The organism is bacterium (assembly GCA_035419245.1).
Lineage (GTDB): Bacteria > Zhuqueibacterota > Zhuqueibacteria > Residuimicrobiales > Residuimicrobiaceae > JAKPUX01.
Genome location: DAOLSP010000008.1, coordinates 14,301 through 35,219, shown reverse-complemented (window position 1 = coordinate 35,219; position 20,919 = coordinate 14,301). Strand labels below are relative to the sequence as shown.

At 61.0% G+C, this 20,919-nt stretch carries 16 protein-coding genes; all 16 read right to left on the bottom strand.

The genetic code is table 11. From position 1 onward, the window contains the following. Nucleotides 1-3: 3 nt before the first annotated feature. The 16 genes from gatC to PLH32_11030 all read right to left on the bottom strand — a co-directional run bounded on the left by gatC (nucleotide 4) and on the right by PLH32_11030 (nucleotide 20,796). Nucleotides 4-309, bottom strand: coding sequence for an Asp-tRNA(Asn)/Glu-tRNA(Gln) amidotransferase subunit GatC (gene gatC / locus PLH32_11105; GenBank protein HQJ65149.1), 306 nt, complete (start codon nucleotides 307-309; stop codon nucleotides 4-6). A gap of 356 nt (nucleotides 310-665) precedes the next feature. Further along, entirely contained in the window at nucleotides 666-3,167 is a 2,502-nt protein-coding gene (locus PLH32_11100) for a CotH kinase family protein (protein ID HQJ65148.1), read from the bottom strand. A gap of 83 nt (nucleotides 3,168-3,250) precedes the next feature. After that, entirely contained in the window at nucleotides 3,251-6,103 is a 2,853-nt protein-coding gene (locus PLH32_11095) for an HAD hydrolase family protein (GenBank protein HQJ65147.1), read from the bottom strand. Nucleotides 6,104-6,304: 201 nt separating this feature from the next. Further along, nucleotides 6,305-6,556 carry a 50S ribosomal protein L27 gene (gene rpmA / locus PLH32_11090; GenBank protein ID HQJ65146.1) on the bottom strand — a complete coding sequence of 84 codons (252 nt, stop codon included), beginning with the start codon at nucleotides 6,554-6,556 and terminating at the stop codon, nucleotides 6,305-6,307. A gap of 37 nt (nucleotides 6,557-6,593) precedes the next feature. Next, nucleotides 6,594-6,908, bottom strand: coding sequence for a 50S ribosomal protein L21 (gene rplU, locus PLH32_11085; GenBank protein ID HQJ65145.1), 315 nt, complete (start codon nucleotides 6,906-6,908; stop codon nucleotides 6,594-6,596). Between the two features lie 173 nt (nucleotides 6,909-7,081). Beyond that, nucleotides 7,082-8,632, bottom strand: a complete 1,551-nt coding sequence (locus PLH32_11080) for an Rne/Rng family ribonuclease (protein ID HQJ65144.1) — start codon at nucleotides 8,630-8,632, stop codon at nucleotides 7,082-7,084. A 14-nt stretch (nucleotides 8,633-8,646) separates the two neighbouring features. Further along, on the bottom strand, nucleotides 8,647-11,286 hold the full coding sequence (locus PLH32_11075) for a TIGR03960 family B12-binding radical SAM protein (protein ID HQJ65143.1): 2,640 nt from the start codon (nucleotides 11,284-11,286) through the stop codon (nucleotides 8,647-8,649). 9 nt (nucleotides 11,287-11,295) lie between these two features. Beyond that, nucleotides 11,296-12,729, bottom strand: coding sequence for a 2-oxoacid:acceptor oxidoreductase family protein (locus tag PLH32_11070; protein HQJ65142.1), 1,434 nt, complete (start codon nucleotides 12,727-12,729; stop codon nucleotides 11,296-11,298). 3 nt (nucleotides 12,730-12,732) lie between these two features. Then, nucleotides 12,733-13,782 (bottom strand): 3-methyl-2-oxobutanoate dehydrogenase subunit VorB, encoded by a 1,050-nt coding sequence (locus PLH32_11065; protein ID HQJ65141.1) that lies wholly within the window; start codon nucleotides 13,780-13,782, stop codon nucleotides 12,733-12,735. 1 nt (nucleotide 13,783) lies between these two features. Further along, nucleotides 13,784-14,038, bottom strand: coding sequence for a 4Fe-4S binding protein (locus PLH32_11060; GenBank protein HQJ65140.1), 255 nt, complete (start codon nucleotides 14,036-14,038; stop codon nucleotides 13,784-13,786). A 222-nt stretch (nucleotides 14,039-14,260) separates the two neighbouring features. Further along, nucleotides 14,261-14,884, bottom strand: coding sequence for an MBL fold metallo-hydrolase (locus PLH32_11055; protein HQJ65139.1), 624 nt, complete (start codon nucleotides 14,882-14,884; stop codon nucleotides 14,261-14,263). A gap of 11 nt (nucleotides 14,885-14,895) precedes the next feature. After that, nucleotides 14,896-15,402 carry a FlgD immunoglobulin-like domain containing protein gene (locus PLH32_11050; protein HQJ65138.1) on the bottom strand — a complete coding sequence of 169 codons (507 nt, stop codon included), beginning with the start codon at nucleotides 15,400-15,402 and terminating at the stop codon, nucleotides 14,896-14,898. Nucleotides 15,403-15,509: 107 nt separating this feature from the next. Beyond that, on the bottom strand, nucleotides 15,510-17,714 hold the full coding sequence (locus PLH32_11045; protein ID HQJ65137.1) for a hypothetical protein: 2,205 nt from the start codon (nucleotides 17,712-17,714) through the stop codon (nucleotides 15,510-15,512). Nucleotides 17,715-17,931: 217 nt separating this feature from the next. Next, on the bottom strand, nucleotides 17,932-19,107 hold the full coding sequence (locus PLH32_11040) for a M24 family metallopeptidase (GenBank protein ID HQJ65136.1): 1,176 nt from the start codon (nucleotides 19,105-19,107) through the stop codon (nucleotides 17,932-17,934). A gap of 29 nt (nucleotides 19,108-19,136) precedes the next feature. Continuing rightward, nucleotides 19,137-20,081, bottom strand: a complete 945-nt coding sequence (locus PLH32_11035) for a prohibitin family protein (protein HQJ65135.1) — start codon at nucleotides 20,079-20,081, stop codon at nucleotides 19,137-19,139. Between the two features lie 40 nt (nucleotides 20,082-20,121). Next, on the bottom strand, nucleotides 20,122-20,796 hold the full coding sequence (locus PLH32_11030; GenBank protein HQJ65134.1) for a PrsW family glutamic-type intramembrane protease: 675 nt from the start codon (nucleotides 20,794-20,796) through the stop codon (nucleotides 20,122-20,124). Nucleotides 20,797-20,919: the final 123 nt, after the last annotated feature.

The following is a 20,919-nucleotide window of genomic DNA, read 5'->3' as shown; positions in this document are numbered from 1 at the left end:
GTGCTATGCTTCTTCATTCTGCCCTCCAATCACCTTGGGCACGCTGAAAAAGCCGTCATGACTGGCCGGAGCATTGCGCAAGGCCGCCTCACGCGGCAGCGAGGGTACGGTCTCGTCGGCCCGCAGCGGTGCGCCGGAGTCCAGGGGATGCGTTGCGGGCTCCACGCCGGAAAGATCCAGTTCGTCAAGCTTGCTGACATAGGCGATCATCTGATTGAATCCGGCGATGACCCGGTCCCTTTCCTCTGCCGAAAAGCTGAGTTTGGCGAGGGCGGCAATGCGCTCGACTTCTTCCGGGGTGAACTGCATGCTCTGCTCCTGATTTATCCCCGCTCTGCAAAAAAATGCCCTTTTACGACGCCCCTGCGTGAATCCGCCGCCGGAAATGGCAGGACAGCGCGTCGAAAGGGAAAAGTAGCTTGGACGCCTCCACCACCCGGCCCCTTGCGGAAGCACGCGCCACGCCGTCCGGGCTCCCGGCCGGCCCAGCCCGGGTTCTCGCGCCCACCGAGGCCCCACCCGCGCTCCGGATGCTCTCGTGCCCACTCGGCTGTGGCGGCGACCTCCAATTAATATAGGACAATACCCCTAAAGAGTCAAGTCCTATTTCGAAAGCATGGCATGCTTTTTGTAGTATTTTCTATTATGCGACCGACCGCAGAACCCTATTTCGCCACCACCATCTTCCGCACCTGCCGCTCTTCCCCCGCCTGCAGGGTAATGAAATAAGTCCCGTTCGCCAGATGAGCCGCGTTGAATGCGACGCGGTGATCTCCCGCCGCGAGTTCTTGCCGGAGCAATACCGCCTGTTCGGCACCCAGCAGGTCGTAAACTATCAGGGTTACGGTTTCAGAACGCTCCAGCCGGAAGCGGATTGTGGTCGCCGGATTGCAGGGATTGGGGTAATTCTGCATCAGGGTGAAGCCGGCCGCCACAGCCGGCTTGCGGCCGACGCCGACTGCCTCAGGGGAGAAGATGGCGCGCAATTTGCCGGGCATGTTCAGGGTGATCTGGATGGTATCCTCTGTCGTCTGGGAAAGGCCATGCCAGCCGGCGAAACGATACCCCTTGGCCGGCAGCGCCGCACAGGTAAGTGGAATGCCGGTAAAATAGGAAATCGTCTGGCTGTCGGCCAGGGTTACACCCTCGATGCTCACCCGGCCCATCCTGAAATCATTGGCTTCGACGCCCAACGCTGCGGTGCCTGCGAGCATGAATTTATCCTTGAGGTGGGCCATCATATGCTGCGGCCGCTTGCGCGCAAATTCGCGCGTGATCTCGATCTGCGCCTCCCAGGTGGCGCCGAAAGAGAGCGAAGCCGGCCAGCGCTGCTTGTGCCGGGGGATCTCGGGAGCGATCAGGGCGGTGAGGCTGTCGATCCGCGCGATCGCGCGCGCCGGCGCAAAGGTGGTCTGGATGTGGCCCGCAAAACGCTGGATAAAATGATTGCGAAACTCTTGATTTTCTAAAAGCTTTCGTATCAGCAGCGTCGACCAGGGCGGATTGGCGTAATAGGTCTCCACGGGAGAGGTGACATTGGCCAGGGTATTGCTGTCATATTGTCCCTGTGGATGCGCCCCGAAGCCGAGATCGGTATCGAAAAGGATCCAACGCCATTTATGACCCGCTCCCCACTCCCTCCAGAATTTAATATTCCCGCCGGGCCAGTCGATATTGGCGAAATAGATCTCGGCGATGAGGTAATTGAGGTACTCATCGATATCGATCTGCGACCGGACCTGGTCATAGTTGGCCTTCTCCGCCAGGTTATGAGCGCTCACAAAATTGATCAGCTCCTTGTACAGGGTCGCGGAGCCCTCGTGAACTTCGCCGTTATCCGAGACGATGTCGACGCGATCGGGATCGATCCCGTAATTGGCTTCGAGATAATGCTCATTGTGTTTCTCCCGGAGATCCTGGATGCCCCAATAGACGCCATTGATGAAGAGCACCGCAGGCTGGTAAGCCTGCCAGTCGATATCCATGCGGTCCTTGACCAGCAGCTGCATCATGCCGTCGCGGAAGAGGGTCCGGTACCAGTCCTGGCCGCTATTGCGCAGGACGAGGTTGTTGTAACTCTCGCTTTTCTTGTCCGGAAAAAGCGGATAATTGATCTTGCTGCTGCCATAGATACTGCGGGCGTAGACCGCCAGGGATTTTTGCGGGTACTTGCGCGTGCAGCCGCCGCCGATCTTGATCCCCGCATCCAGCTGGAAGCGGAGCTGCCCCACGGCGTCGTAATACTCGAGGGTGGCCGGCCGCTCCCAATCCTGGTTCCAGTTGCAGGGGGTATTCATGCAATAGCCGGTTACGCCGTTGGTGCCGACCACATAGATGCCGGTCCGGTCATCCCAAAGGTTCTCCGGAGCGGTGGAGAGCGATACCACCGGCAGGGTGCTGGAGTCGTCAATGAAGAAGGTGCGCGTGATGACGCGGCTGGGCAGGCTGCCGCTGCGGAAGGCCTGGGCCCGCAGGACGGTGGTCCGGGAAATCCGGATGGGGGCGGTGTAGAGCGCTGCCGTATCGGAAGGTGCGGCGCCGCTGGTGGTATAGCGGATGGACTCGGCCGTGCCGTCGTGGGAAAGGGTGATGCTCTGCTCCCCGCGGTAAAAGCCCCCGGGCTGCGAAAAAACCGGATCAGAGACAATCCCTTCGAAGGGCTGGACGAGGTTGGCCGCCCCCGGCGTCGGCGTGCTGAAGTAACGCCAGCTTCCCTGACCGTCAGGATAGCGGCCATAAGAGACATTGGTGGTCTGCTGGCCGTAGGAGAGCGAATCAATCAGCTTTTGGGTATAGTCGAAAAGCCCTATCTGTTCACCCTCGGCGGCGAGTTTGTAATTGGTATGCAGGCCGGTATTCCGGTCATCGGCCCAGATCACCAGAAAGGATTTGGCGGCAATCGAGGTATTGGCCGGGAACGTCCACTTGGCGGGTTGGGAGAGGTTGTCCGTCAGGCTGTAGCCGGCGAGCTGCAGCCGGGTCTCTCCGGCGTTGTAGAGCTCGATCCAATCCGCGTAGGCTTTGTAGTCCGGATCAAGATTCAGCTTAGAATTGGAGGCAAGGAATTCATTGATATAGAGTTGGGGCGTCTGCGCATGGAGCATTGCGCCCCACGATAGCATCCCCGCTACCAGCAGCCCGATCCCCAGGTTGGTCTTTGTTCTCATGGTACTCCCTTGATTGTTCGAACGAGCAAGCCCAACGCTGGCGAATCAGATACTGGTAGGCGCAGGTCAAGCAAGCAGCTTTGTCAACTGGTAAAAGGCTCCAGGAAGGTCCGGTCGAAGGCGTGAGTCAGATGCCGCCAGCGAGGCCAATCGGCGATCTCAGCCAGCTGCCACAGGAGCCCATCGCGATTCTCCAATTCCCTGAGGGTGGCCTGGCACAGGTCGCAGGGCTTGCGTTCCTCCGGGTGCAGAAACAGGATCACGCTCTGCAGCAATCCCTTCTGAAAGGAGTGGGAGACGACCTCGATGGCGTGCCCGCGTGACTTGCGTTTCAATTCAGCATCGCTGTTGTTGACCAGAAAGCCCTGACTGGTCACACGGAGCATGGGAAAATCCGATTCCGTATCGCCGACCGAGCCCGTACGGCCGTTGGTAAAGCCTTTGAGTGCCATCAGCTTCAGGAGCGCTTGCCCCTTGTCCACCGATTTATCCAGTACGCACAAGTCGAGATGGGAGATCTTAACCTTGAGTTCGTCGAGATTCAACCTGGAGAAGAGTTCACCGATCATGGCCGTGGGCAGGGGAAGCGTACGCGACTTTCCATAGCTGAAGGCCTTGATCGAATAGTGATGATTCGAGTTGAGATAGATCCCGGGGATCGCTTTCAAGGCCGCCCGAAGCCGCTCCAGCTGGTCCAGCGCCGCTTCCGAGGCCAGTGCGATCGCTTTTTGCTCAAGGTCATCCCAGATCACACTGCCGTATTCGCCGATGCCGCCGGGGAAGCCGTAGATCCGGCAATATTCCTGCACATCAACCAGGCTGCGCGCTGTATTGACTATGGCGCAGACGCCATGAGTCCGCAACAGGGAGAGCGCCTTGACTCCGGCCGCCGTAGTGGAGGGAAAGCCGAAGATGCCTTTGTCCATGACATCGTCGCAGTCCATGACGAAGAGCGGAAGCCGCCACTCCTTGACCGGTGTCCCATGGCAGAGGTTCGAAAAAGTGTGACTGGTGTCGGAGACCAGCCCCGAGAACATCTGCAGGTGACGGTTGTTCAGTTCCGGGTACTGTGCGGCATATTCCATCCTGCTCAGCTGTCCTGAGGCTATCTCCATCCCCTCACTGCCGCAATAAATCTGGTAATAGATCAGACGGCGGCGGATCTCGCGGTCACCGGATTTATCGATATAATTGTTGATGAACGCCTCCTGTCGATCCCCGCTGATCCCGAATTCGACGATGGCGCTGGCGAGGTCATAGGCTGGATCAGCGATGTTGTGGGAGGCGGTTTTGCTGAAACCGTGATGCTCAAAGTCGGCTTTGCGGCGCTCGCGGGGATCGCCCACCCACTCGCTGCGGCCCATCCGGCCATCGATCAGCGCCGGAACCGGACACTCCAGCTGTTCCAGTTTCCTCCGTACCCAGCCGCGTTTCAGAATGGATATCTGTGGACCGAAGACCCGGCTCAGCACGATCGCGACGGACTGCAGGCCGCTCTCACGGTAGCTGCTGATGAAACGGGCGGGATCCTCCTCCAGGCGCAGCCTCGTCGCTCGGGCAGCGATATAGTCGGAGATCCGCTGCACGAACGCCTCTTTTTCCTCAGGGGAGTCCTTCGTTCCAGGACCGGTCTCCAGCCAGCGGCAATACATCAGGCCATCGCGTACACCAAAGACTTCCGGCACAAATTCTTGCAGACGCGCCCCAGCCAATGCGGCATGGTAGCTGTACCAGCCCCAGCCGACGCTTTTAATCAGCAGCCGGAGGGTTGTTCTGTTCCCTCCCCCCGGCCTTTCCAGGTCCACGTCGACCACCTTCTTCAGGCGGACATGAAAAGCTCCTTCCGGATTGAGGCTCAGGGCCTGGTTGATCCGACCGGTTTCCTCACTCTCTCTGACGCGAACCGTCACAAGGGCGGGAGCCTGGAAATAGGGGGCGATGGCGCGCTCAATTTCCGGCAGGGCGAGGCGTTTCCGCTTGAACCATTCCGGCGGCTCGAGGGTGAGCGCTTGTACCTCACCGAGCTGGATCCGCATGGTCTCATCCAGCCACTGGCCGTTGGCCGGATGGCTCGGAATCAGGATGACCATCTGGCCGGGTTTGACTCCGAATCCGGCCAGCATCGCGATCGCCTTGAGGACGGTTTTTCCGGTGCCAACCGGCTCATCGACGAAAAGGATCCGGTCCTTGCCCCTGGTGTTCACGGTAAACAGCTTTCTATCCCGAGGATGGATGTAGGATTTGGGGCGCATGGTGACATAGGAGGTCTGCAAGCCGCGGCTCCGCAAATAGCCGGCGAGCATCGGGGCAAAATAGGAGCCGGCCGTACGTAAGCCGACCACAAGACAAGCCCCCCCTGCCGGGGGCAGGGATTCGAGATATTTTTCCCCAAGGGCGATGATATCATGATGCGTCAAATCCTGGGAGCGGTAGGCCGCCGGTATGCGCAGCCGCATCCGCTGCAGCCTGGCGGGAAACGGCTGCCGTGACAGGGTGTGCAAGCGGCTCTGCACCTCTGCAGCGAGATCAGCACCCGGGACAGGGTGATCGACCAGCGATTGCGCCAGAAAGATCAGAAATTCGCCCCACGCATGCCGCCACCGGCTCAAGGGGCGGTCCCGCCACTGTTTGATCGTGCTGCAGTAGAGTTCAGAACTTCGGCGGATCAGCCGTACTACCCCTCCCAGGGCGGCAACATAGTCCTCAACCTTGGACCAGTCCCGGACGCCGGAGGTCAGGTAATCATCCAGAATATCAGCAGAAGCACAACCCAGCAGATGGAGATTGAGGATCCATTCCTGTTTTTGCCAATCCGGCTGGTCGCCGGTGTAGTCAGCAGCCAGTTTTTGCATTTTCTGCAGCAAGGCTGCAAACGATTGGAAGGGCTGGAGCGCCCATTGATGGCGTTCATAGAAGTCCAATTCTTGCTGCAGCATGCGTGCCTCCATCGCTCGAGGTTAGCGAAACTCGGGCTGAGCTAAAAAATATGGCGAATAATAACAAGATAGCAAGTTTACGAGCGATTGTCAACAGAATTACGGCATCATTACGCCCGCTTGCTGATGGTATACAGAAACGCGCCGGCCGAGTAAAAAAAAAGCGCGATGGTCATCGCGCTTGAAGAGATAAGTCGGGTCCTAAAGAATGATATTGACCCGCTTTTTGTTTTTGCCGTGCGTGGTGAATTTCACGGTGCCGGTTTTGAGGGCGAACAGGGTATCATCGGAGCCCTTGCCGACATTCAGGCCGGGGTGGATGCGGGTGCCGCGCTGGCGCACGATGATGCTGCCAGCCGTGACGACCTGGCCATCGTACCGCTTGACGCCGAGCATTTGCGGGTTGCTGTCGCGACCGTTGCGCGAAGAGCCCACGCCTTTTTTATGCGCCATTTCTTCCTCCTAGAATCGAACGGGCAGCGGCCCGATCTTATCCAATGATTGCTTCAATTTTCAGAGTGGTGTGCTGCTGACGGTGTCCCTTGAACAGGGTGTACCCTTCCCGGCGGATCTTTTTGAAGATCTGGACCTTTTTATCCTGGCCATGGCCGAGGATGGTCGCCTGAACCTTGGCGCCGTCAACGTAGGGTTTGCCGACTTTGACCTCGCCATTCTCACCGGACAGCAGGATGACTTTTTCGAGTTCGATGGTCGAACCCACCTCGCCGGCCAGCTTCGGGGCGTTGATCTTGTCGTCCTGGGCTACGTGGAACTGGGCGCCGGCGATATCGATAATCGCGTACATGCAGAATTCTCCGTGCTGTAAATAGTTTTCAAATCCAAAAAGGCATTAAATATAATAATTCTTTTGCTTTTTGTCAAGCGGATTGTGCAAATTCAGCCTGCGTAAGGGTGCCAAGGCCAGGTCGGCGCCTTCGGATGGGCGCCAGAGCCAGGGCCGGGCCAAAGCCGGGCGTCTCAGCTGAAATACTTGTTGGTCAGATCCTCCTGGCCATCCTTGCTGAGAAAGCGGAACTCGTCCATCGCCACATTCTCGTCCCCGATCAACTTGATGCGGGTCCAGTACTTCCAGCTCAGCCGCAGGATCTGGCTGCGGTAACCGGAGCTCAGGTAAGCCGCCAGCTCGGGATTGACCACCAGCTGCAGGCTGCGATCGCCCTTCTCGGCGCGGTAACGCATAAGCCAGCGTTCGATGCGCGCCATGGTGGTGGTCTTGGAGAGGACGCGCCCGGTACCAAGGCAGGCGGGGCAGGGATCGCTCAGGGTGAAGAGCAGGGCCGGGCGGATGCGTTCGCGCGTCATCTCGATGATGCCAAACTGTGAGATCGGCGCTACATTGACCTGGGCGCGATCCAGCTCCAGTTCGCGCAGAAATTCCTCCTGCAACCGCTTGCGGTTCTTCTCCTCGACCATGTCGATGAAATCGATGATGATGATGCCGCCGATATCGCGCAGGCGCAGTTGCCGGGCGATCTCCCGCGCCGCCTCGAGGTTGATGCGCAGACTGTTGGCATCGTGGTCCTTTTTGCCGATGAAGCGGCCGCTGTTGACATCGATGGCCGCCAGCGCCTCGGTGTGGTCGAAAAAGATATAGCCGCCGCTCTTGAGCCAGACCTTGCGCGACAGGCTGCGGGTGATCTCGGTCTCGATCCCGTACTTGTCGAAGATGGGGACGCGCCCGGTATAGAGCTCGGTGCGATCGACCAGAGCGGGCGCCACATCGCGCACATACTTGACGATTTGCTTGTGCATCTTTTTGTTGTCGACGGCGAGCAGCGAGACGTCGTTGGTGAAGAGATCGCGGATGACGCTGGAGAGGACGTCCATATCCTTGTGAACGAGCAGCGGCGGGGTGTTCTTCCTGACCTTGTCCGTCAGCGTTTCCCACATCCGGACAAGATCCTCGAGGTCAGCGCGCAACGCGGCTTCGTCCCGGTTCTCGGAGACGGTGCGGATCACCAGCCCGAAGCCTTCGGGCTTGATGGCGCGGCCGATCTGTTTGAGGCGCGCGCGTTCGCGGCGGTTGGTGATCTTGCGCGACACGCCGATCATGTCGTTATAGGGGATCAGGACGAGAAAGCGGCCGGGCAGGGAGATCTCGGTGGTGACGCGCGCGCCCTTGCTGGAGATCGGCTCTTTGGTCACTTGAACCAGAATCGGCTGGCCCTGGCGCAGCTGCGGCTCGTTGAAATCGCGGCTGCGGTGGCGCTGGCGCTGGCTGGTTTGGCCGCCGCGATTGCGGGCCTCCTCCTGCGGGAAGAGCTGGTTGAAGGCCGTAAGATTGTCGCTGACATCCGAAAAATGGAGAAAAGCATCCTGGTTGAGACCGATATTGACGAAAGCCGCCTGCATCCCCTTGATCACCTTGGCGACCTTGCCGTAGTAGATGTCCCCCACCATGCGTTCATTTTCAGGTTTTTCGAGATAGAGCTCCGCCAGGTGGCCGTCTTCCAGGATCGCGACGCGCGATTCGCCGATGCCGATGTTGATGATGATGTCCTTTTTCATGGTTCCTCATTTCTTTACACTCTGATGCCGCTCTCCACTACCGCGAGGGGGGAGATGAATTCGCCTTCCCTCTCCATCCACAGGTGCACCCGTTCGATGGAAGCCAGCCGCGCGCGGTTGGGCTCGTCAGGGAAGAGCAGGCTGATAATTTCCTCCATGCGCACGGTTTTGCCGTGATCGACATGGCTTACGATCTGCAAAGCCCCCTCCTGCCAGGCTAATTCCAGAAGAAAGGGCCGGATGTCCAGGATGCGGGGGGCTTCTTTTTCCTTATACCGCGTCACCAGGAGTTCCTTCTGCTCCAGAAGGGCGCTGATGCGTGCGGTCAAATCCAAGGGTCCAGCCAGTGTAGGCCAGGTCACCCGGCAAACGGCGCGAACAATTTCGTCCGCCAGAGCGCGGGGTTTGGCCGGCAGGAGCAGGGCTTCATGGATGCGGATTCCGGCGGGCAGCTGCGCCGCCAGGGCGGCGACGCAGGAACCAATCTCCTCCGCAGCGGCCATGAGGTCGATGTATTCGGCCCGGCTGATATGTCCGGTGGGCAGCGGCGGCCCGTAAGAGATACGCGGATGAGGATTGAATCCCTCGCTGTAGACCAACGGCCATTCCGCGCGGCGCAGCGCCCGTTCAAGAACATGGATAAAATCGAGATGCGAAATCCAGCGCACCTCTTCACCCCGATGGTAGTGCAAACGCACCCAGCGGCCTTCGGGCTGAGGAGCCGGATGCGGCAGCGGCGCGGTTTCGGAGGCCTGCGCCTGCGGCGTCGGCAGCAGGGTGCCGCTGCGAAAGGCTTTTTCCCCCTTGAGGATCTGCTGGCAAACCGGCTGTCCCATCAGTCCGCAGCGGTTGCACTGGCCGTCGCGGCAGTCGGGCGTCACCTCCTGCCCAAGGGCCCGCCGGTACTCATCCTGTAAAAACCTGGTTGTCACCCCCTTGTCGAGATGAGCCCATGGCAGCGGCGCATCCAGGGGGTACCCCCCTGTGAACACTTCCGGCTGCAGTCCTTCCGTGGCAAGGGCTTGCAGCCAGATTTCGTAATGAAAATTCTCGGACCATCCTTCGAGGGTCGTCCCCGCCTGCCAGACGCGTTCGATAACCCGCCCCAGCCGCCGGTCGCCGCGGGCCAGGACTCCTTCGATCTGCGCCACCTCAGCATCGCGCCAGCTGAGCTTGATCCGCTTGTCGCAGAGGCGTTCCCGCAGAAAAGCGAGCTTGCGCCGGGTCTCCCCGGGGCTGTCCTGTGCGGCCCACTGGAACGGTGTGCCCGGTTTGGGCACAAAGGGCGATACCGAGATATTGATCCGGGTGCCCTTCCAGCGCCGCGCCAGAGCGACGACCTGGTCGATGAGATCGACCATCCCCTGCAAATCCGCATCGGTCTCGGTCGGCTGACCGATCATGAAATAGAGTTTGACCACCTGCCAGCCCTCCTGGAAGGCCAGCTCGACGGCGCGGAGCAGATCCGCCGCGGTGGTGGTCTTGTTGATGACCTCTCGCAAACGCTGCGATCCCGCTTCGGGCGCCAGCGTCAGTCCCGATTTGCGCACCCCTTTGGCAAAACGCGCGACTTCAGGGGTGAACTTCTCCGGGCGCAGCGAGGGGAAAGAGATGTTTACCATCTTACGCCCCAGCTCCGCCTGCAGCCGTTGCATCAGCGGCCCGAGTTCCTCATAGTCGGAGGTCGAGAGCGAAACCAGCGAGACCTCATCGTAGCCCGTGTTGCGAATGCCCGCCACCGCCTGCCTGGTGAGATCCTCGACGGGGCGCTGGCGCACCGGGCGGTACATCATCCCGGCGTTGCAGAAGCGGCAGCCGCGCGAGCAGCCCCGGGCGATCTCGAGTGAGACGCGATCGTGTGTCGTGGTGATGACGGGGACGAGCGGGCGGTCGCTGTAATTGCCGGGCGGCAGGCTGGAGACGATGCGGCTGCGGATACGGCGCGGCGCCTCCGCATGCAGCGGCTCCAGACCGGCGAAGGCGCCGGCCTCGTTCGAAATCGGTTGATAATACTGCGGAATGTATACCCCGGGTATCTGCACACAGTGGCGCAGCGTTTCCCCCCGCGCCCAGCCGTTCTGTTTGGCCTGCGCGATCGTGGCTGCCAGTTCGAGCGCCGCCTCCTCGCCATCGCCGATGACGAAGAGATCGAAAAAATCGGCCACCGGCTCGGGATTGAAAACCGAAGGACCGCCGCCGACCACCAGGGGGCCGTCCTGGCGCTCCGCCGCCCGCAGCGGCAACCCGGCCAAATCGATCAGCTCGAGGATGGTGGTATAGTTCAGCTCGTACTGCAGCGTGAAGCCGATGAGATCGAAATCCCGCAGCGGTGAAAAGGTCTCGAGCGAAAAAAGCGGCACGCCCTTTTCCCGCATCTGCGCCGCCATGTCCATCCAGGGCGCGAAAGCGCGCTCGGCATAGAAATGCGGCTGCTGATTGAGAAGATGATAGAGGATCGGATAGCCCAGATAGGACATGCCGACCTCATAAACATCCGGAAAGACCAGGGCGATACGTACCGCCACCGCAGCCGGATCTTTACGGATCATATTGAATTCATTGCCGATATAGCGGCCTGGCTTGGCCACGAATGGCAAGAGGTCATGAAACAGGCGCTGCTTCAAGGAACTGGACGTACGCTGCGAATCGGTCACGCGCTTGTCTTAACCCCGCAAATTACGAACAAATTCCATTCCCTTCTCGACCGCCAGCTTGTTGAGCGGTATCAGGTTTTGCCGTTTGATCAGCGTCGGCATCGCAGCGAAGATGGCCTCCTTGGGCAGGATGCCGGAGAGGGCGATGTAGGCTCCAAGGATGACCATATTGGCCCCGCGGGTGTTGCCCAGTTCATCGGCGATCGTCGAAGCCGGAATGCCCACCGCCTTGACATCGGTGCGCTGCGGCGGCCGGCTGATCATGGCCGTATCGTAGAGGATCAGTCCGCCGGGCACGACCTCATTCTCGAACTTTTCGAGGGAGGGCAGGTTCATCGCCACCAGGAGGGTCGGCCGTGAAACCGTCGGCGAGCCGATGCGGCGATGCGACAGATTGACATGGCAGTTGGCCGTACCGCCGCGCATCTCCGGGCCATACGAGGGGATCCAGGAGACATTGTAACCGGCATGCATCCCCGCTTCGGCCAGCATCAGCCCGAGCATCAGCACCCCCTGACCGCCAAAACCGGCCAGCTTGATCCGCGGATCCCGGAATTCGGCCGCGGGCGGTTCGGTCTTGATCGTGGTATCGTGGGTGACGGGCAGATCGAGGGCCTCGCGGATGCCGTCGACATGAAACACATGGCGCGTCACTTCCCGCGACGGCACCTCTTCGGTACGGTCGCGGTAGACCCCGAGCGGGAATTGCTTGATCATATAATCGCTGAGCCACTGTTTGGCCTGCACCGGGGTCATCTTCCACCCCGAGGGGCAGACCGAAAGCACCTCGATCAGCGAAAATCCCCGGTTGTCCATCTGATTCTGCAGCCCCTTGCGCACCGCGCGGCGCACCCGGGCGGTATTCTTGGCATCGGTAATCGCCACCCGCTCGACATAGACCGGTGCCTCGAGCGTCGAGATCATCTCGGCCACCTTGATCGGATATCCCTCGTTGCCGGGATTGCGGCCGTAGGGCGAAGTGGTCGTCTTCTGGCCCACCAGCGTGGTCGGGGCGAGCTGACCTCCGGTCATGCCATAGATGGCGTTGTTGACGAAAAAAACCGTGATATTTTCGCCGCGGTTGGCCGCCTGGACGATCTCGGCGGTGCCGATGGCCGCCAGATCGCCATCCCCCTGATAGCTGATGACGATGCACTCCGGGTGGGTCCGCTTGACACCCGTCGCCGCCGCTGGAGCGCGACCGTGGGCGCACTGGATGTTGCCGGTCCGGAAATAATAATAGGCGAAGACACTGCAGCCCACCGGACTGCAAAAAATGGTGCGCTCACGGATATTGAAATCATCGATCGCTTCGGCGATCAGCTTGTGCAAAACCCCGTGCCCGCAGCCTGGACAGTAATGGGTTACCTCCTTGTTCGGGCTGGGATTGCGATCGTAGGTATCAAAAAAACTTGCCGATTTTTTGAGAACTTTTTCAGCCATCGCTCATGCCTCCAGTAGGTTCAACACCCGGGCCTGGACCTCCTCGGGGGAGGGAACCATGCCGCCCATCCGGTTGTGGAGGTGGACCGGCCGCTTGCCATTCAGCGCCAGGCGCACATCATCCACCATCTGTCCGTTCGAAAGCTCGACGACCAGGAACTGTTTCGTCCGGTCGCCGAGGTCGGCGATGTGGACGCTCGGGAAGGGCCAAAGGCTGACAGGACGCATCATGCCCACCTTTTTGCCCGCCGCCCGCAGATCGTCGACCGCGGTCTGGACGATGCGCGAGACTACGCCGTAGGCGATGATGATGAGTTCGGCGTCCTCGGTGTGGTAATCCTCGTAGCGGGTTTCATTGCGGGCGATTTCGGCGTACTTATTCTGGAGATGGATGTTGTGCTGCTCGAGCAACTCCGGCTCGAGGTTGATGGAGGTGATGAGACGATTTTCATCGGCCGCCTCGCCATGAAGAGCCCAGGGCTTCTCCGGCAAGGCGGTCCGCGCTTCGGGAAACTCGACCGGCTCTTCCATCTGACCGATAAAACCGTCGGCCAGAAGCACGGCGGGAATCCGGTAACGGTCGGCCAGGTCGAAGGCGAGTATGGTGAGATCGCACATCTCCTGGGCGCTGTTGGGCGCCAGGGCGATCACCTTGTAATTGCCGTGGCCACCGCCCTTGATGATCTGGTTGTAATCGCCCTGCTCCGGGGCGATATTGCCAAGCCCGGGGCCGGCGCGCATGACATCGACCAGGACGAAAGGCAGTTCCGCCCCGGCGCAATAGGAGAGGCCCTCCATCTTCAGGCTGATGCCGGGCGAGGAAGAGGCCGTCATGACCCGGACATTGGCCGAGGCCGCGCCGTAGACCATGTTGATCGCCGCCACTTCGCTCTCGGCCTGAATGAAGGTGCCGCCCACCTTGGGCATGTAGTAGGCCGCCGCCTCGGCTACCTCGGAGGCGGGGGTGATGGGATAGCCAAAATAAAAGCGGCAGCCGGCCAGAATGGCCCCTTTGACCACCGCTTCGTTCCCCTTGATCAGTTGTTTGGCCATATCACCGCACCTCCTCGCCGACATACCCCTTCTTGTAGATGGTGATGGCGCCCGGCTCGGGGCATTGATAGAAACAGATGCTGCAGCCGGTGCATCCCTCACCCTTGTATGCGGTGGGATGGTAACCCAGGTGATTCAGGTGTTTTTCTTCAAACAAGACTCCCTCGGGACAGGCTTCGATGCAGAGGCCGCAGCCCTTGCACTCATCTTCACGAACCACGACGACCGCGTGTTCGAGTCCGATGGGTTCCGCCATAGTACCTCCATGTTTTAATCCGCGCCGCAGCAGGAGCAGTCCACCACGGCGCCCATTTTCGCGCTTCAGTTTAACCATTTTTGGGCTAACTTGCAAGGAGATTTTCCCGTGCGGCCGCGGCGCACCGCAGGCCGCCCCACGCGGCCAGGCTTTCGCGCCGACCCGATAAAACACTCGCGTCAACCCGGTTGAGCTCTCGCACCCAGCCGGGCGCAGACCCAATTACTGGCGTATAAAGGGATTGGATTGTTTCTCTAGGGCAAGGGTAGTCGACTCCCCATGCCCCGGGTGGACCACCGTCTCATCCGGAAGGAGGAAAAGGAGGGTGTGGATGGAATGCAGCAGCTGCGCGGCGTCACCGCCGGGCAGATCGCTGCGGCCGATGGATTGGCGGAAGAGCACATCCCCTGAGAAGAGCTGGCTGGCGCTGTAAAAACAGCAGCCGCCGGGCGAATGCCCCGGTGTGAAGAGCACCTGCAGCCGCTGCGTGCCGATGGCCATGACCTCCCCCCCCTCCAGCCAGGTGTCGACGGCGAAGGGCTCCGGCGGCGGAAAGCCGAAGAAAGCGGACTGGAGCGCGGCCCGCTCGAGGTTGGGCGCTTCCGCCCGGTGCAGCAAGACCTTCGCCCCCGTGGCCGTCTGCACCGCCGCAACCGCGCCAATATGGTCGAAATGGGCATGAGTCAGCAGGATATGCCGGACGATCACCCCCCTTGACTCGACCGCTGCAAGAATCTCTGTGGCATTCTCTCCGGGATCGATGATAGCAGCCTCCCGGCTATCCGGTTCGATGGCGATGTGGCAATTTTCCTCGAGGGGCCCGGTAATAAGGGTTTCGACCAGCATGCAAGCTCCGTTCATCGGACCAGGGTCACCTTGACGACCTGGCGGCGGCCGCCGGCTGTAAAATGGACGAAGTAGAGACCGCTCGGCAGCGGATGCCCCGCCGCGTCGTTCCCGGTCCAACTCAGACGGTAGAGACCGGCGGGTTGGCGGCCGGCGTAGAGCAGCGCCACCTCCTCTCCCCGCAAGGAGTAGAGCGTAATGCGGACCTCAGCAGCCACCGGCAGCTGCCAGCTCAGGGTGGTCGACTGGTTGAATGGATTGGGATAGTTCTGGGCCAGCGCAAAGGAGGCGGGCACCGGACCCGGCGGAAGCGCGACAGCGGTCACGGGGCCCACGCTGAATCCCGGACTCTCCATGCCGCTGAAGGTCGGCCGCCCCGCGGCGGTGACTGCAGCATAGCGGGTAGAGGCCACCCGTCCGCCGGCACTGACAAAGCCGTCGCGTTTCAGGGTATAGGGACCGGCCTGCAGCAGCAGCGGCGCGGCCATCAGAATGATCAGGCAGATCGGGTGTTTCATATCACTCCTTCAACAAAGCAGTCGAGCCCAGCAGCCGGCGGGAGCCGGAGCTGCGCGCCGGGCGGGAGCCAGAGCCCAGACAAGCTCGCGTTCATTTCCCTTCCGGCTTATTGCAGCGTCGCCAGGACCTGGATGACTCCGGTGCCCGAAGCCAGCCCCTCCAGCGCCTTGCCCACGATCGTTCCCGGGCGGATCTCGGCGGCCTTCATCGCATGGCCGGCCAGATCCGAGGTGGTCAGCAGGTCGCCGGGACGGATGGCGCCGTTGGCGGCAGACACCTTGCACGGCACGACACCGCTCAGGGCCAGAGGATAGCCGCCGCTGTTCACCAGGGTGCCGACGACCAGGGTCGGATTGGTCGAGATGATCCCCGCTGCCCGGGTATCGTACGCGGTACGGCAGCGCATCAGCTGATGGGTGCCGGAGGGATCGATGACCACGACGTCGCCCGCCGTGAGGGATTCGCGGCTTTTGAGGTTCTCCGCCACGTCGCCCCAGCCGCCGTTGGTGCAGAACGCGCGCCCTTCGACGAAAAGGGCATAACTGTTGGCGGTTGTTGGTCCTTCGAGCCGGGCATGTACGCCGTAGAGCGCACCGACGCCCAGAACGCCGGTCCCGGTCGCGCTGGCGCCGCGCACCCCGCCAGTGAGGCCGCTCCCCTCCAGGCCCCAGCTGTTGACGGAGGCCAAATTGGCGACGCTGAAGACCGGCCCGCCCGTGTAGGTCTTGCTCATGGTGAAGGTATTGCCGAAATGACGCGGCTGTATGATGTTGTCCGCCAGGTCGCCGGGCTGGACACCGAGGTCGGCGATCATTTGGCTGGTGACGCCGCCGATGAGGTTTTTGTTGAGGAAACGGCCGTCATAAGCCGCCCCGGAGATGTAATTGTCATCCAGGCGCAAGACGACATCGCCGCTCAGGCCGGATGTGGTTGTAGTGATCCCGCTCATACCGGTGACACTGGTGATGTCGCCCGCCGCGAAAGCGAGATCGCGCGGTTCGATGGTCCCGTCAAGGATCATGCCGCCGGTGATCGCGCCGAGCTGGCCCTTCTGCACAAATCGGCTGTCGTAGGCGGAGCCGTCGCGGTAGGCCGGCTCGAGTTGCAGGGTCACATCGCCGACCAGGCCGCCGCCGGTGAGGCCGTTAGCGGCCTGGACGGCGGTGATATCGCCGATATTGAAGGCGAGATCCTCCTGGGTGAGCGAGTTATTCTTGACGTCGGCGCCGGTGATCTCGCCGTCCTTGATCATGGCGCTGGTGATCACGGCCTCCTCGCCCTTGCGCACGAAGCGGCTGTCGAAGGCGGTGCCGCTCTGATAGTTGCTGTTCAGGCCCAGGGTGACCGGACCGCTGGTGCCGCCGCCGCTGAGGCCCGCGCCCGCCACGACAGCGGTAACGGTGCCGACGGGGAAGCCCAGATCCGCCGCCTGGATCGAATTGTCAGCGATCTTGGCGGAGGTAACGCTGCCGTCACGCAGCATCGCATTGCCCACCGAAGCGGCTTCGTCGCGGCGGACGAAGCGGGCGTCATAGGCCTGGCCACTCATGTACTCCGGCGCCAGGGCGAGTGCGACACTGCCGCTGGTGCCGCCGCCGCTCAGGCCGCTGCCGGGGGCGACCGCGGTGATGGTACCGCTCCCGAGTGCAAAACCGATGTCCGCACGCTGGATCGAGCCGTCGACGATCATCTCGCCGGTGACGCTGTTGACGCCGCCGCGCGGCACGTAGCCGGCGTCGAGCTGATAGCGGTCGTAAAAGTCGGCGGCTTTTTTGCCGCCGAGTTTGGCGGCATCGATCTGGTTGCTGGCGGCTTCATTGGCCTGCCCCTTGGTGTAGAACTGATCGGCTGGGATCTGGCCGAGGGCGCCGGCATTAGCGGCATAGAGGCTGAAGGGGACGTTGAGCAGCTCCTTGCGCGGGGTCAGGGTTTCGCCGCTGATGCTCAGTTGGATCCAGCGCGCGGCGCCTTCAAAGACTGTGCGCGGCAGCTCGATGGTGCGTCCCAGCTCGGCGGTGAAATAACCCTGATAGACATCGAGATTGTGATCCTCCTGCCAGAGCTTGGTCCCGAGGAGCGGCTCAGACCAGATGCTGATCTGAGCCGGAAGTGTTCCGGTCACCGGATTACCGTTATTGTCGGTGAGAAAACCCTGGTAGGCGACAACCGGCGCGGTCGTGGCGGCGCCCTTCTGCAGGGCGAAGGCGGCGGAATCGGCGGCCGCGGCAAGAGGCGCCTCCTGGGCGTGGAGGGCCAGGGGACTTGTCAGGATCGACAGGGCATAAAGGGTAAGGGCTGCACAGCGCTTCATGGTGCCACTACCTCCAAAGGATGGCTTCAAGGGATGCCAGGAAAGGGATTTACTTGTATAAGAATAGAGGATTTGCAGCGAAAATGCAGAATTATTTCCCCGATCTGGCAATAAAAACACCCCGGCGGCCAGGCCGCCGGGGTGTTTCTGCAGAAGGGCAAGCCCCTTCATCATCAAGGTATGGGGTCCGCCACCGCCCGCAGCGGCGCAACGTACGCTAAACCACCCAGAGTGCGGTCTGCGGCGTGGAGAGAAATTCGCAGCCGCTCCCCGACACTACTACCATCTCCTCGATGGTCACCACACCATGGCCCGGCACCGTCAGCCGTGGCTCGAGGGTGTAAACCTGTCCAGCCTCCACCTTGAGAAAGGGAAGCTTCTTGTAACGGTCCCAAACGGGACAGAGCAGTCCGGCGCCGTCGTGGGCGCTGCGGCCGACCTGATGGCCGAGGGCGTGCGGAAACTCCTCATAACCGGCGTTGACAATATATTGCCGCGCCGCCTGGTCGACCGTCCATCCTTCCACACCCGGCTTGAGCGCCGCGGCCGCGGCCTGAATGGCGCCATAGATGGTGTCGAAACCCTTCTGTACCTCCGGCGGCGCCTGATGCTCGCCCGGCCGCAGGAAATACCAGGTGCGCTGCAGGTCGGAGACATACCCCTCATAACGCACGCCGAAATCGGTGTTCATAATGTGGCCGGGCGCGATCCGGCGCGCCGTCGGACCGGCGTGGGCCCCGGCGGTATCGGGACCGGTGAAGACCGAGGGGCAATGGTCGGCCTCCCAGGCGGGTGTGAGCCCCCTTCCCTCCATCCTGTCGGTGATGAAAGCAGCCACCTCCTGCTCGCTCATGCCCACCCGCACATGGGCGGTCACCCGCTCATAGATGTCGAGGGTCTCGCGGATCGCCGACTTGATGCGGCTGAGTTCGGAGGGAGATTTCCGTCCGCGCAGCGCGGCCACCAGCCCCTCGCTCGAAATCAGCCGCTTCGCCCAGGGCGTCCCCTTGATATAATCGGTCAGGATCAGATAGAGGCCATGCGACAGTCCGTCGGCCATGATGTCGTTGGTGGAGTAGTTGATGGCGATGCGGCCGGGCTGCAATTCGTCGAGCACCTTCAGGAGCGGCTCGGCAATCGAATCGCGGTATCCGATGACCTCATAGCGCGGGGCAGCATCCTGTACCCCGTGCACGTCGAGGCTGCCGACGATGGCCAGGGCCTTGCCGGAGGCGGTGAGGATGAAGGCGGAGGGCCAGACGACATGAACCCCGGCGAGGAGGTCGAGCACTGGATCGGGAGCGGTGCCGGTCTCGTGGACGAAGGTGAGCCAGAGATCCACCCCCTGCTCCTGCATAATGCCGAACGCCTGTTCGATCTTTTCATTGACCATGACAATACCTCGAATGAAGAGTGCACGAGTTACGGTTTGGCGCCAAAGCCCTGCATGTTGAGCATCGGCACCGCGCCCTGCGGGAGGATGCCCCACTGAATGTTCGGCGCCAGTTTCTGGACGAACTCCCACTGGATGATGGTCGGATTCTTGGTCAGCGCGGCCTGGCGGATCTCGATGCTGCGGGCATCCCCCTCGGCGGCGATGATCTTTTGCTCCTTGCGCATCTTTTCCTGCTCCATCTTGTTGCGCTCGGTGGAGATATTCTCCAGGGCGATCTGCTTCTCCTCGAGGGTGCGGGCGTACTCATCGGTGAAGGTAATGTTGCGCAGCACCAGTTCGTCGAGGATGAGGCCATTGGCCTGGAACTTGGGAGCGATCTCGTCGAAAAGGGCTTGCTGGGCTTCGTAGCTTTTTTTGGTGTAGAGGTCATAGGCGGCGAAGCGGGTGGGCACGCGCCGGCCCGAGCCGCGGATTTCCGTCTTGACGACCTTTTCGACATAGTCGCGCTCGGTGCCGAGATTCTGCAGAATCCAGGCGGCCTTGCCCGGCTGAATCATGAACCGGGCGGTAATCCCCACCTTGATCTGCTGACCGTCGGAGGTCAGGGCCGAGATGATGATGTCGGGATAATCGGCCTGGCTCTGTTCCGGAATATCCGAAGCCTCATAGGTCTTTTTGATCGTCGGAAAGACCACGACATGATCGATCAGAGGGAGGATGAAATGGAGCCCGGGCCCCATCTCCCCCTCGACGGCGCCGAAGCGCTTGACCACTCCCGCAGTGCCCGCCTGGATCACCACCACCGACTGCGAGACCAGCAGCAGAGCGATGAGCAGCACGACAGCCGGGACGCCCAATCGTTTGGCCTTGCCGACGGCGGCGTTGGCCGCGCCCGCCGTTGCAGGATTCCTGCGCAGGATCATCAGTGCGATAAAGGCCATGAAAAGGAGCATGATCACGAAGCCGGCCATGGGAACCTCCTTGAATGATTTCGGTTAGTGAACCGCCTCGTCAGCCGGGGGAAGCGCCGGACTGGGTTACTTTTCTAAACGTGAGTACGCGGATCCAGAGGAAAAAAACGATCGGAAGAATGAGCCATTTGAGATCGATCACCAGCACCGTCAGCGAGAAATTGAAAAGGCCATGCACCAGCACCGGGATGATAAAAGCGAGGCACAGCCACTGCAGCCGGTCCGGTCCCTGGGTGAATCGGGATTTACCGACGAAATAGCCCATGGTGCCGCCTAACAAAGCATGCAGGGGCATCGAAAAGATCGTCCGGCCGACGATCACGTACCAGCCGTTATCATCATAGAACCGGTAAAAGTATTTGATGTTCTCGATGAAGGCGAAGCCCAGGCCGACGAGCACACCGTAGAGGATGCCGTCGTACCATTCATCGAAATGGCGTGCACGGTAGGTGCAGAGCATCAGCAAGGCGAACTTGGCCAGTTCCTCCTTGAAGGCGGCATTGTAAAAAGAATCGATGAGGGCGTTGCGGTCCGGCCCGTGGATCAGTTCGATCCGGGGAAGAATCATATAGAGCAGAACCACCAGCAGGATGGAGAACATGCCCGCGGCGAATGCGCGCACCACGTAATAGAGCGGCTCCTTGTGCTTGTCCATGGCATAGAAAAAGACGGCGATGAAGAGGGCCGGGATGAAGGAGCTGGCGATCAGGAGCATGGACGGCTTCCTTGTTTGGGCACGCGGCGGGATATTTAACATAAATAAGCAAAGCGGGGAGTGAAAAGCAAGGGAAATCTTTGCGGGAAATGGTACGGCACGGAGCGCGCCGCCTGACGCTCA